11 protein-coding genes are annotated in these 13,749 nt (G+C 32.0%); 3 read left to right on the plus strand and 8 right to left on the minus strand.

Annotated elements, in window-relative coordinates; translation table 11 throughout:
• On the minus strand, positions 1-820 hold an 820-nt coding region (locus TICRE_RS10055; protein ID WP_075727683.1), incomplete at its 3' end, for a serine/threonine protein kinase.
• A gap of 518 nt (positions 821-1,338) precedes the next feature.
• Between TICRE_RS10055 and arcA the strand changes: the two genes are divergently transcribed.
• The 3 genes from arcA (at position 1,339) to codB (ending at position 5,202) form a co-directional block, all read left to right on the plus strand.
• Positions 1,339-2,559, plus strand: coding sequence for an arginine deiminase (arcA, locus tag TICRE_RS10060; protein WP_075727685.1), 1,221 nt, complete (start codon positions 1,339-1,341; stop codon positions 2,557-2,559).
• Positions 2,560-3,039: 480 nt separating this feature from the next.
• Positions 3,040-3,816 carry a creatininase gene (locus TICRE_RS10065; RefSeq protein WP_075727687.1) on the plus strand — a complete coding sequence of 259 codons (777 nt, stop codon included), beginning with the start codon at positions 3,040-3,042 and terminating at the stop codon, positions 3,814-3,816.
• A 57-nt stretch (positions 3,817-3,873) separates the two neighbouring features.
• Positions 3,874-5,202 (plus strand): cytosine permease, encoded by a 1,329-nt coding sequence (gene codB / locus TICRE_RS10070; protein WP_075727689.1) that lies wholly within the window; start codon positions 3,874-3,876, stop codon positions 5,200-5,202.
• Positions 5,203-5,279: 77 nt separating this feature from the next.
• Here the strand turns inward: codB and TICRE_RS10075 are convergent, their stop codons facing one another.
• From TICRE_RS10075 to TICRE_RS10105, 7 genes are all read right to left on the minus strand, one after another.
• A complete protein-coding gene (locus TICRE_RS10075; protein ID WP_075727691.1) occupies positions 5,280-5,987 on the minus strand; it encodes an ABC transporter ATP-binding protein in 708 nt (235 codons plus the stop codon).
• Between the two features lie 4 nt (positions 5,988-5,991).
• The gene (locus TICRE_RS10080) at positions 5,992-6,735 is read right to left on the minus strand and encodes an ABC transporter permease (protein ID WP_233120192.1); all 744 of its coding nucleotides are present in this window, start codon (positions 6,733-6,735) and stop codon (positions 5,992-5,994) included.
• Complete coding sequence (locus tag TICRE_RS10085; protein WP_075727695.1) at positions 6,725-7,723, minus strand: ABC transporter substrate-binding protein; 999 nt, start codon at positions 7,721-7,723, stop codon at positions 6,725-6,727. Before TICRE_RS10085 ends, TICRE_RS10080 begins: the two co-directional genes overlap by 11 nt.
• A gap of 36 nt (positions 7,724-7,759) precedes the next feature.
• Entirely contained in the window at positions 7,760-9,475 is a 1,716-nt protein-coding gene (locus tag TICRE_RS10090) for an NADH-dependent [FeFe] hydrogenase, group A6 (RefSeq protein WP_075727697.1), read from the minus strand.
• Entirely contained in the window at positions 9,469-11,301 is a 1,833-nt protein-coding gene (locus TICRE_RS10095; protein WP_075727889.1) for an NAD(P)-binding protein, read from the minus strand. The genes TICRE_RS10090 and TICRE_RS10095 overlap by 7 nt, the downstream gene beginning before the upstream one ends.
• Positions 11,302-11,602: 301 nt before the next feature.
• Entirely contained in the window at positions 11,603-12,067 is a 465-nt protein-coding gene (locus tag TICRE_RS10100; RefSeq protein WP_198927545.1) for a CBS domain-containing protein, read from the minus strand.
• A 231-nt stretch (positions 12,068-12,298) separates the two neighbouring features.
• Positions 12,299-13,570, minus strand: coding sequence for a RidA family protein (locus tag TICRE_RS10105; protein WP_075727699.1), 1,272 nt, complete (start codon positions 13,568-13,570; stop codon positions 12,299-12,301).
• Between the last annotated feature and the right edge of the window lie 179 nt (positions 13,571-13,749).

Below are 13,749 nucleotides of genomic sequence, written 5' to 3' on the forward strand. Positions count from 1 at the left end.
CAAAGATTGCTCTTTGTGCTTGTGGTAAACGTCTATGTGGGTTGTTGATTATAGTTCCTGGTTTTAATGGTGTAAATGTTGCATCTATGTGTATTGGGTATGGGTCTCCAGGGAAGTTTACAGCGTGTACTCTTAGTTCTGGATACATACGTCTAAACCAATCCATAGCTTTTCTGTTTGTAGTTAATCCGTGTTGTATAAATAAGTCTTTACCTAAACGTAATACATCCGCCGCATCAAATAGAATTTCATGCTCAGTTGTAACCATATCTAGGTTTGCAGTACGCTCTAATAGAGTTTCTTCAGTAACTTCTCCATCATAGTAGTCTTTTTTATAGCTTGCTTCTCCTAGTTCTGGACGAGGACCTGCAATCCATCTAAAGTCTGGATCTTGGTCAAAGTATTCACGTAGGTTTTTATTGTATGCTAGGTACTCGAAGAATCTTGATCTAAATGACATTGAAGCCATTATCATGTCGCTACCAATTGTTAATAGAACGTCTCTTGGTGGCATTGTTCCAAACATGCTTCCTGTCATGAAGTGTGGTGTAACAACTGCTTGATTCCATTGCATAACTTCTGGTCTATCAACTTTTACTCCACGATCTTCTAATATTTTTACTAGACCATCAAGTTGCTCATTAGCTGCTTCAACTGTATCTGTTGGACGAGGTCCAGTCATACCACGCATTGGACTATCTAAAGGAACTTTAGATTCAGATGCTGGTTCAGTTGGTGGTATACAAGTGTTATCTGCTCTACCAACTATTACGTGTTTTAACGGGTCAAAATCATTCCATGAATTTACTACTTTTGCCATTCATACCCCTCCTAAAATTTTGGTTTATAGTCAACTGCATTTATTTAAAGTTAATAAAACAATGCAGAGCTACAAAATAATTTAATGTTTAAATATGAAATTTATATAGGTAAGATGAGTTATGTATCAAATCACATTATTAATTATAATACATATCGATAATGTCTCAAAATAATACTGTGTGGTTTTTTATCGTTCCCTTACCTGCTTAATTCCATTATAAATCCAATAAACTAATAAGTCAAGCTCAAAATACAATATGTTTATAGTTGAAATACTTTGTTGTTTTGTGTATAATACTATGTAAAGGAATTATATTTTAATATATAAGTCCTTTTTATCAATAAAATAAAGTTGAATAATTATTTCAATATATGGTATAAATACTAATGTATTGAAACAGTAAGTTTTGGTTTATTTGGTTATAATGAGGCTTGCCTCAAACAAATAAAATAAATACAAAGTATAGACGTGTTTATAAAGTATTATATCTATACTAAATATTAGGAGGGTAAAATATGTCAGCAATTAATGTAACAAGTGAAATTGGTAAATTAAAAAAAGTTCTTGTTCACCGTCCAGGTAAAGAGATGGAAAACTTGATGCCAGACTATTTAGATAGACTATTATTTGACGATATACCATATCTTGAAGGAGCTCAACGCGAGCACGATAATTTCGTTAAAGAAATGGAAAAAGAAGGTGTTGAAGTAGTTTATTTAGAAAAATTAGCTACTGAAGCAATCGATGCAGGAGATGCAAAAGAAGAATTTGTTGATCAATGGATTTCAGAATCTGGTATTGTTTCAGAAAGTGTTAAAACTATTGTAAAAGAACAATTATTAGCAATGGATACTTTTGAAATGGTTCTTAAAACAATGGAAGGATTCAGAAGAACAGAAATTAACAGCGAAAACTTTGCTTCTTCATTAGCCGACTTAATGGAAAGTGACTATCCTTTCTTAGTTGATCCAATGCCTAACCTATATTTTTCACGTGATCCATTCGCAACAATGGGCAATGGCGTAAGTATTAACAAAATGTTTGCAGAAACACGTAACCGTGAAACTATTTACGGCCACTATATCTTTAAATATCACCCAGAATATAAAGAAAATGTAGACAAGTTTTATTCTCGTGATGATGAAAACCGTATTGAAGGTGGAGATGAGTTAGTACTTTCTAAAGACGTTCTTGCTATTGGTATTTCTGAACGTACAGACTCTCGTGCAATCGAAATATTAGCAAAACGTGTATTTGAAAAAGGTGCTTTCAAAGAAGTACTAGCATTTGATATAGGTGAGCACAGAAAATTCATGCACTTAGATACTGTATTTACAATGGTTGACTATGACAAATTTACTATTCACCCAGAAATCGAAGGAGGATTACGTGTGTTTTCATTAACTCCAGGTGAAAACGGTGAAGTTAAAATTGTTGAAAAAGAAAGCCATAAATTAAGTGAAGTCTTAGCACAATCATTAGGTTTAGATTCAGTAACATTAATTCCTTGTGCTGGTGGTGGACTTGTAGACTCTGCTCGTGAGCAATGGAACGATGGATCAAACACATTAACAATCGCACCTGGTGTTGTTGTAGTGTATGACCGTAACCCAATAACTAACGATTTATTAGAAAAACATGGATTAAGATTAATTAAAGTTCCAGGAAGTGAATTAGTACGTGGCCGTGGAGGCCCAAGATGTATGACAATGCCTCTTGTAAGAGAAGATTTATAAAAGAATTCTTCAATAAAAACAATTAAATAATTTGATTTTATCTTAGCCTAAGCTATTTAATTAAATAGCTTAGGCTATAATTTTAACCAATTGTTTAGGAATGATTTATGAAAAAATAGCCAGGGAATTATAGTTCCCTGGCTATTTTTTTATATTAATCTTTAAAATCTAAGACAGATTCTCTAATTAAACATAACTATCTTTTCTTACGATAATACCTCATTAAATTTATTTATAATTCTATAGTAAATAAAATATTATAAATAAATAAAAAAAGTTAGACTTATTTATAATATTGATTCATATGATTGTTATATATCGTTTATTGTGAAAACATTTTCCTAATTATAAAAAAGACATTATTTTAACTTATATTTTTAGATGGCATAGAGTCTATTTTAAAATCAAAATTTCACTATATTTATATTGAAATTTTAATTTAATATTATATAGCATTTTATAAATGAAAGGGGATTAAATATGAAAAGTCTATTTATTGAAAATCTAACTTGGGAAGAATATGCTGATATAACTGAGGATAACGTTCTCATAATTCCTATTGGTGCTACTGAACAACATAGTTTACATCTGCCACTTAGTGTGGACAATGTTATATCTGTAAACTTTGCTCAAAGGCTTGCAAAAGAATTAAATGGGTTTATAGCTCCTGCTCTCTCTTATGGATATAAGTCAAATCCAACTAGCGGTGGAGGTCCATTGTTTCCTGGAACAATTGATTTAAATGGTAACACTCTTACAATACTAGTTCAAGATATCTTAAATGAATTTTTAAAAGATGGTTGGAAAAAGATAATTTTATTAAATAGTCACTATGAAAATCAAGCCTTTTTATCAGAAGCAGCAGATTTAGTGATTAAAGATCAACAAGAAGAATTCCCTAAAATCGTTCTTGCAAGTTGGTGGGATAATATTTCAGAAGATGTTATGCCTCAAATCTTTAATGAAAGACCATTTAGAGGTTGGGACTTAGAGCATGCTGCTATAACTGAAACATCCCTAATGATGTATTTTGAGCCTCACTTAGTTAGATACGAATTGTTATCTGAGGAAGGTCTGGAAAACGTTCCCAAATACCAAAGATACCCAGTTTCTAAAACTTTAATTCCGAGTTCAGGCAACCTATATACTTCTATCTCAAGTAGCCCTGAAAAAGGTAAGATTATTGTAGATAATGTTATCGAGAACTTCTTAGTATTTTTTAAAGAAGAATTTATGATAGAACAGTTAGTTTTTTAAAGAAATGATTTTTATATTTTAACTGGTTTTAAATAAAAATAAAAAGGAGTGTTTTTCATGAGTGAAGACAAGACTAAAAAAACCATAGCATCAGATGATAACCCATTAGGGGAACTTCCCGAAGGCGATAAGCAAGGTATGTTTTCTATGATGGTAGTACTATTAGGTTTTACATTCTTTACCTCTACTATGTTTGCTGGAGGTCAAATAGGAGCTCATTATAAGTTTTTCCCAGATCTTATGTATGTTATAGTTATTGGTAACTTATTACTTGGGCTATATGTTGCAGCTCTAGGTTATATAGCACAAAGAACAGGCTATAATTCCGTAGTTTTATCTAGATATAGTTTTGGTGACAAAGGTAGTAAACTAGTAGATCTTCTCTTTGCATTTACTCAAATAGGTTGGTATGCTTGGGGAACAGCAACTATTGCTATGGTATTTGTTAAAATGATGAATCTTAATCCAGCTTGGACGATTCCATTGATGATTATATTTGGTTATGGATTTAGTTTAACTTCATATATTGGATATAAAGGAATTGCAATGCTATCTAATATAGCTGTTCCTGCCATGGCTTTACTTATATTTTGGAGCTTTGGAATTGGATTTAAAGATATAGGAGGATTTGCTGGATTTGCTAAAACTCCTGAAGTGCCTATGACCTTTACTGCCGCTTTAACTTTAGTATTTGGTACCTTTGTAAGTGGGGGTACTCAGTCTACAAACTGGACTCGTTTTGCTAAAACACCTAAGGTTGCTATTGTAGCTAGTATAGTTGCTTTCTTTTTAGGAAATGGTTTAATGGTATTAACAGGTGCTTTTGGAGGTTATGTTTATAATCAGCCAGATGTTGTTGAGGTATTGTTATTACAAGGATTGCAGATACCGGCTATAATAATGCTGTTTCTAAATATTTGGACCACTCAAGATAATACTATTTACAGTGTATCAGTTGCTGGATGTAACTTCTTTAGAACAGAGAAAAGACGTTTAATGAACTTCTTAGGTTGTACTGTAGCTACATTATTAGCTATAGCAGGAATGTACAATTGGTTAATACCTTTTGTAGTCCTAATGAGTACTATAATACCTCCTATAGGTGGAGTTATTATGGCAGATTACTATATAAAGCAGAAAAGAAAACTTCCTAAATTAGCAGAAGTAGAAATGAAAAGCTTTAACTACACAGGTTTAATTGCATATGCAATCGGTGCACTTTTAGCTTATGCCAGCCCAGGAGTAGCTCCAATAAATGGTATAGTAGCTTCTTTCATTGCATTTCCAATAATTGATAAGATATTTTCTTCTATAGGTAAGCCACAAGAAAATTTAGTTTTATCTGAGGCTACTTTATCTGATGCTGCTTTATCTAGTGAAAAATAATTTGAATAAGGCATAAAAATAAAAGTCTACCATAAACAAATCCTAAGATTATAATAATCTTAGGATTTGTTTTAAATTTATATATTTCTTATCATTTTTCCTTCAATAACTTTTTTTAGTTTACTCTTGTTCTCATCATTTTCATCTAAAATAGATGAATTATCAATAATAACATTTACTCTTGTTGGTTTATTTGAAAGAATAACAATTTTATCTCCCAATGTAATAGCTTCTTCTACATCATGTGTTACTAGGATACATGTTTTTTTTTCAACAGTTTTAAGTTTTTTAAATAGTTCTATTACTATTTGTTTATTGTTGATATCTAGAGATTTAAAGGGTTCATCCATAATAAGTATCCTTGAAGGATAGATAAAAGCTCTCAATATACTAATTCTTTGTCTCATTCCCCCACTAAGATCCTTAGGATAGAAATATTTATATTCTTCTAGATTTACTAATTTTAAATATTTATCTATAAGATTTTCTATCTCTATCTTTTTAATTTTCTTTTGTAGAACAAAGCTTATATTGTCTTTTACATTTTTCCATTCAATAAGTCTGTCTTCTTGAAAGACAAAACTACTAACTTCATCTCCAAATCCAATTATATCACCAGTATCTTTATCTGTAATTCCAGCTATTATATTTAATAACGTGGTTTTACCTACTCCTGATTCTCCTAAAATACATGTAGTTTTATATTCTTCAAAATCAATACTTATATTATCCAAAATTTTTAAATCTTTATAGCTTTTGTTTATATTTTTAACTCCATACTTCAAATCATCACTTCCATTTATTTATCCCAAAAAGATATCTTAAAGCCTTAACCATATAGTCAAACATCGCCGAAATAAATAATATTATTATAATCCATGCAAAAACTCCAGAAGTATTTAGATACATTCTTTCTAGCTGAATTTTACTTCCAATAGAATATTTAGGTTGCGCTAGCACTTCACCTGCAATTACCATTTTTAAATTGATTCCCAAGGCACTGTTAAATATCGTACTTAGGTTATAAAAAATATTTGGAATATAAATATTTTTTATAATTTCTATCTTGTTTACCCTATATAGATAGGCCATTTGTATAATATTCTTATCTATATTTAATATACTCTGTAAAACTGTTTCATACAATACTGGAAAAACCATTAGAAATCCAACAAATATAGGAACAATTTCGTTATTAAGCCATATTAAAGCAAGTACAATTATAGCAATAGTAGGTACAGAATTTAAGAATTTTAATATAGGTTGCATCAAATTATGTACTATTTTAGAAATACTAGATAAAATCCCAAGGATTATAGCTAAAAATAAAGATATTAAGAACCCTAATAGGGTTCTTAATATCGTAGAACTAATTATATTTAAAAACCCTGGATCCTTTATTAGCTCTATCATGCTAATAAAAGTACTTTTAATTGATGGAACTATCACATCATTATTTATAGTTTGTGATAAAAGTATCCATATAATGATAAGATATATTTTTGAAATTATAGATAGTTTTCTATTTTTCAAAATATAACTCTTCACTTGGAACTTTTCCTCCTATAAACTTAGGTTCAAAATCTAGTATAGCTTTATAATAAGTTTCATATTCTGGGATACTATCTTTAATATTAAAGTTTTCAGGATTTGTCCATCTAATCCCTTTCTTTACTATCTCTTTTGCAACACTAATTTCTAACTCTTCAACATACTCCCCTAGTTCACTTGGGTTTTCTATTGCCCATTTACGACTAGCTTCATATTCTTTTATAAACTTTTCTACAAACTCTTTATCCTCTTCTATTAAGTCTGTTTTAATTATCAAACTTGACTGAGGAAATCCTTTTTCAGCGCCAGAAGCATTGCTCCACTCTTCGTTTAAATCAAATATTATTTTAGCATCTTCTTTTTTTGTTGTAACAACACTTAGTAATGGCTCTGGTAAGACAGCTAAATTAGTTTTTCCACTTAAAAATGCAGGGCCCATTTCTGCAGCACTATTTAGATAGGTAATCTTTACATCACTATCAGGTTCTACACCATTTTTTGAAAGAATGTATCTAAGAACTAAATCTGGAGTAAGACCTTTACCAAAAGTATATATTTCTTTTCCCTTTAAATCTTGAAAACTCTTTATATCTTCTGTACTAGTTAAATACATAGATCCCCATGTAGCAGTACCTATCACTTTATATGAAAGATCTTTATTAAATGCTTGTGCTGCTAGATTAGATGGAACAATTGCAATATCAGCTCCTTCTTTAAGTATCTCGGAGACCAATAAATCTGGTGATTTTTGCATTTGATAGTCAATGGTTATGTTCTTATCTATATCAGGATTTTCCTTAGCAAGTTTTGCTACTGTCAAAGCTGGCGTGCCATCTTGATAGTAAAACTTAACAGTTTTAGGTTCTATAGGTTCTATAGGTTTTTTTGTTGGAGTAGTTTCTTTTTGACAACCAATAGCCATTATAGAAATAATAGCTATTGATACAAATAATAAAATTTTTCTTTTCATCTCGTCACACTTTCTATAAGTTCTTATAATATCTTATTACCAATCTCTCTGCGTAGTATGAAGTAATTTATGTGATTTATGTGATAGTGGTTTTTCTAAATAATCTTCATAGCACTTTAAAACCGATGGGTTCTCATGTGAGAAGCGTAGATTATTTACCTTATCTAAACCATATAGTACCTCTGCTCTTTCTTCAGCTAGCTCCTTACCATCCTCAATAGGTTGGCCTCCACCGCCTGCACATCCACCAGGACATGCCATGATTTCAACAAAGTCATAATTTGACTCTCCTGATCTAATGGATTCCATTAGCTTTCTAGTATTTCCAAGCCCACTTGCAACAGCAACTCTAAGTTTTGAACCCGCTAAATCAAAGCTTGCTTCTCTCCATCCTTCTCTTCCTCTAACTTCCTTGAATGCATCAGGATCTGGATTTTCTCCCATAACTAAATAATAAGCTGATCTAAGGGCTGCTTCCATAACTCCACCAGTTGCACCAAATATAACTCCAGCTCCAGTACCAGCACCTAGCGGCATATCAAATTCTTCTTCTTCTAATAATTCTAGATTGATATGTTCTGCACGAATCATTCTAGAGATTTCTCTAGTTGTAAGAACAAGGTCTACATCTTGCCCTACACCTGCATCACTTAGAACTGAAACTCCCGCTTCATATTTTTTAGCAGTACATGGCATTATTGAAATATTAAATATTCTCGATGGATCTACATCCAATAAATCTGCATAGTAAGTTTTTGAAATTGCCCCAAACATTTGTTGAGGTGATTTTGCAGTTGAGAGTTGATCTACCATATCTGGATATTGCGATTTCATAAAACGTACCCATCCAGGACAACAAGAAGTAAACATCGGCAAGTTTTTATCTTCTGCTCTTCCAAGTCTCTCTAAAAATTCACTACCCTCTTCCATGATTGTAAGATCTGCTGCAAAATTGGTGTCAAAGATAAAATCAAATCCCATTTGTCTTAATGCTGAAACCAATCTTTTAACAGTTGCAAATTCTCTATCTATTCCTAAGTTTTCTCCCCAAGCTGCTCTAACAGCTGGAGCTATTTGAACAACGGTAATCTTATCTTTTTGAGCTAAAGCATCAAATGCCTTATCTACATCATTTCTCTCTCTCAATGCGCCAACTGGACAATGAGTTATACACTGACCGCAAAGTGAACAATCTGACTGGTCAATCGTTCTATTATGAGAAACATTCACATTAGTTCTAGATCCTGTATTGGTTATATCCCATACATTTAAATCTTGTATTTTATCACAAACTTGAATGCATCTCATACATTTAATACATTTTTCTTCATCTCTAATCAAAGGAAAATCCTTTGGCCAATTATCATGTGTTAGTTTTTCTTCGTAAGGAACATCAACTATTCCTAAATCATTTGACACTGTTTGTAGTCCACAATTTCCACTTCTAACACATACAGCACATGTTGCATCATGTTGAGAGAGAATTAACTCGACATTTGTTTGTCTTGCCTCTCTTACCTTTGGACTATTTGTATGGATTACTATTCCTTCTTTTACTGTATTATTACAAGATGTGATAAGTCTACTAGTTCCCTCTACTTCGACCAAACAAACTCTGCAGGCACCAATCTCATTTAAATCTTTTAAATAACAAAGATTTGGAATAAGTATTCCATTTTGTACTGCTGCATCAAGGATAGTTGTGTGTTCAGGCACACTTATCTCTTTATTATCAATAATTAAATTTACCATCTTACAGTCCTCCCTCCTTTAAGTGCTCCCAGTCCAAAATGATCACATCTTAAACATCTATTTGATTCTTGTTTAGCTTCCTCTTCAGTCATACCTAGTTCTATTAAATCAAAATCTTCGATTCTATCTAGAGCATCTCTTTCCCTTAAATTTACACGACCACAAGCTATTCTATCCCATAGTACAGGCTCTGGCACATCTACATCTGACTCTATAATATGGTGGAAACCTAGATATTCATCTATATTTGCAGCTGCTACTTTCCCTGCTGCTATTGCCATTATTACAGTTGCTGGGCCAGATACACAGTCTCCACCTGCGTAAACTCCTGGTACATCTTTTACACCACTCCAATTTAATGCATCAATTACTCCTTGTGTTACAGGAATACCATCTTTTTCAAAATCCTTAGATTCTACCCCTTGACCTACCGCAGTAATTAATATATCACATTCGATTCTTCTAGGTTCTATAGCAGCATCTACAGGAACTGGTCTATCATAAGGTATTTTTCCAATTATTTGAGGTTGTATCCATAGAGCTTTTATATTATTGTTTTCATCTTTTTCAATTTTTACAGGGGTGTGTAAATCTAATATTTCACAGCCTTCAGCTATAGCTCCCTCTACTTCATCTTCTAGAGCTGTCATATCTATTTTACGTCTACGATATACAACACTTACTGTTTTAGCGCCAAATCTAACGGAAGAGCGTGCAACATCCATTGCTACATTTCCTCCACCTATAACTACAATGTTCTTACCTTCAAAATTAAGAGGTTGATGGTCTCCAGTCTTTCTAAGTACTTCAACAGCTGAAATGATTCCTTTTGTTTCTCCATCTCCAATATTTATTTTCTTGTCAGTATGAGCTCCAATAGATATATAAACTGCATCAAATTTTGATTTAAGTTCTTCAAGTGATATATCTTTACCTATAGAAACCTCTTTATGAACTTTAATTCCATTAGATAGCATTGTATCGATTTCTTTTTGTAGTGTTTCTCTAGGAAGTCTATAATTAGGTATTCCATATCTTAACATCCCACCTAAATGTCTTCTCTGTTCAAATATCTCTACCTCATGACCCATTAAAGACAAATAATATGCAGCGCTTAATCCACTTGGTCCTGCACCTATAATAGCTACCTTTTTCCCTGTAGAAGGTGCACTTTTAGGAACTGGAACTTCCCCTGCATGGTCTACTGCAAAACGTTTTAAACCTTTTATATTAATAGCATCATCAATCATATTTCTTCTACATCTAGTTTCACAAGGATGTTCACAAATTAACGCACATACAACAGGCATAGGATTATCTTTTCTAATCAGCCTAACCGCATCACTATATCTGCCCTCTGATACCAATGCAACGTAACCTGGCACATCTACCCCAGCTGGACAAAGAGATACACAAGGAACCGTTTGATCTAGTTCAGATTTGCATCTACCACGCAATACATGTTCTTCAAAGTCCTCTCTAAAACCTTCAATTCCCTTTAAAACCATATTTGCTGCCTCATAGCCTATTGCGCAATCCGCTGAATAGTAGATAGATCTTGCTGTTTTTTCAATAAGATCTATTGTGGTTAAATCAGCTTTACCATCTAATACGTTTTCTAACAATGTTATCATTTGACCTAAACCAACTCTACACGGAACACATTTTCCACAAGTTTGTGCATGGCACATCTTTAAAAATGATGATGTTAAGTCTATAGGACATAGTCCTGGTGGACTTGCTACAATTCGTCTTTCTAAGTCTTTATAAAGAATTTCAATAGTTTGTTGTGCTCTATCTCTTGTAATGATACTAAGTCTACTCATTAATACTTCCCCCTTCATATTTTATTCTCCCATTTAAGTAAATAAATTTTTTCGTATAATAACTTATGTATGAATATTGAGTATTTTTTAAATATTCATATATGCGTAAATTATACTATACTTTTTCACAAAATAAAACAAATATTAAAAAATTAACAATCTTTTTAATATTTGTTTTATTTTATTTTAAAAACAAAAAAACAGATGAGTTTTTTACTTACATCTGTTTTTGTTTAAATATTAAATTGTCCTCATTTTTTATCATCTAAATTTTGTTATGACTTTCTTTTAGAGAAAAGTCCTATTTTAAATAATCTGGATTAAATAAATAATTCATAATATCTTTTCTTGAAACAATACCTATAAGATTTCCTTCTTTATCTACAACAGGGAGTCTTTTAATCTTTTCTTGAACTAATAAAGTTGCTGCATCTTCTATTTCTTTATCTGGCCCAACAGTTATTACATTTTCAGTCATAATCTCCCTGGCTATACTTCCCATAGACTTTTTTAACTTATCAATAAACTTTTTTGGACTCTCTAGATAAAATAATCCTCCTAATACTTCTAAAACTGGTGGTCCTTCTATCCTAGAAGCACGCCTTATAAGATCTCCTTCTGTAACTATTCCTTTAACCTTGCCTTTGTCATCTACAACAGGTATACCACTTAAGTCATGTGTAATAAGTAAATTTGCACATTTTTCAACTGTATCTTCTTCATGTACTGTTATTACATCTTTAGTCATAATATCTTTAATGTACACAATAATGCCCCCTTTTTAAGTCCTATAATCTATATAATAATAATACCCAAAATAGAACCAGAACAACAAAATATATACTTTATAAAAAGTTACTTTATTTTTATATAAAAAAGAACTTATAAAATAGACACTTGTTGCTAGTGTCAGTTCTATAAGTTCAAGTTTACTTTAAGATAGTCTCTTTTTATACAAGTAACTTTGATAGTTCTTATATTTAAAAATAAATTCTTATTATACTATTGGAGGTGTTCCTTCAGCGTTAGATACAACTGCATCAATTTGAATTAAAGCATCTTCAAGTAAAGCTGATACTCCAACTGTTCTTCTTGCAGGGATACCGTTTTGGAAGAATGTTTTGTAAACTTCATCTACAGCATCCATATCTTCGATATTTTTAAGGAAGATATTTACTTTAACAATATCATCCATAACGTGGTCGATACTTTCTACAATTGCCTTGATATTTTTTAAGCACTGTTCAGTCTGCTCTTTTACACCACCAGCTACCATTTTACCAGTTTTTGCGTCTAAAGGTAATTGAGCTGAAAGATGATTGTAATGAGAGAAAGTTACAGTTTGCGTAGATAGAGGACATTTTGGTGCATTTTCCGTATTATTTGCTTCAATAATAAGTCCATGTCTGTCTTCAACAGCTTGTGGAGGTGTACCATCTCCGTGTGATACTACTGCTTCAATTTGTACTAAAGAATTCATAGGTAAAGCTGAAGCTGAAACTACTGTACGTGCAGGGAAATAAGCTGCCGCTCTAGCAATACCAGAATCTGGGAAAAATGTTGTATAAACTTCATTTACTGCTTCAATATCTGAAAGGTCTTTAAGGAAGATATTAATTTTAACAATATCATCCAAAGGAACGTCTATACTTTCTAAAATTGCCTTGACATTCTTTAAGCACTGTGCAGTCTGCTCTTTTACTCCACCCTCTACCACTCTACCAGTTTTTGGATCGATAGGTAATTGAGCTGAAAGATTATTATAATGAGAAAAAGATACTGTTTGTGTAGATAGAGGACATGTTGGCGCATTTACTGTGTTATTAGTAAGTTTTATAAGGTCGCCTGCTTGTGGTGCGTTTGGAATTGTACCTTCACCGTTTGAAATAAGTGCTTCTATTTGCACTAAAGCATCCATAGGTAAAGCTGCTACTGCTACTACTGTCTGTGCAGGAACATATGTTGGAAAAAATGTTTTATAAACTTCGTTCACAACATCAACATCTTGGATATCTTTAACAAATACAGTGATTCTAACAACATCACTCATAACGTGGTCGATACTTTCTACAATTGCCTTGATGTTTTTTAAGCACTGTTCAGCCTGCTCTTTTACACCACCAGCTACTAATTTACCAGATTTTGGATCAATAGGTAATTGAGCTGAAAGATTATTGTAATGAGAGAAAGCTACAGTTTGTGAATATAGACCCGTACCTTTTGGAGCATTTTCCGTATTTCTTGCTAATACTGCATTATAACTGTTCATGATAGTACTCTCCTTTTAGATAAATTTATTAATAACCAAATTCCCCAATTTTAAACATTAGTAACCACTGAGGATTACCATAGATACAATTATAACAGGCTTTTTTCGTATTGACAACATGTTTTATGATTAATTGATAGTAAGAATTAATATCTCTAAAAATGAAGAGAAGTATAAAA

Origin of the sequence: Tissierella creatinophila DSM 6911 (genome assembly GCF_001940565.1) — a bacterium.
Classification (GTDB): domain Bacteria; phylum Bacillota; class Clostridia; order Tissierellales; family Tissierellaceae; genus Tissierella_A; species Tissierella_A creatinophila.

Excerpts from the sequence above, each read along its gene's own strand:
- arcA (WP_075727685.1), top strand. The coding sequence starts at position 1,339 with ATGTCAGCAATTAATGTAACAAGTGAAATTGGTAAATTAAAAAAAGTT.
- TICRE_RS10065 (WP_075727687.1), top strand. The coding sequence starts at position 3,040 with ATGAAAAGTCTATTTATTGAAAATCTAACTTGGGAAGAATATGCTGAT.
- codB (WP_075727689.1), top strand. The coding sequence starts at position 3,874 with ATGAGTGAAGACAAGACTAAAAAAACCATAGCATCAGATGATAACCCA.
- TICRE_RS10085 (WP_075727695.1), bottom strand. The coding sequence starts at position 7,723 with ATGAAAAGAAAAATTTTATTATTTGTATCAATAGCTATTATTTCTATA.
- TICRE_RS10090 (WP_075727697.1), bottom strand. The coding sequence starts at position 9,475 with ATGGTAAATTTAATTATTGATAATAAAGAGATAAGTGTGCCTGAACAC.
- TICRE_RS10095 (WP_075727889.1), bottom strand. The coding sequence starts at position 11,301 with ATGAGTAGACTTAGTATCATTACAAGAGATAGAGCACAACAAACTATT.
- TICRE_RS10105 (WP_075727699.1), bottom strand. The coding sequence starts at position 13,570 with ATGAACAGTTATAATGCAGTATTAGCAAGAAATACGGAAAATGCTCCA.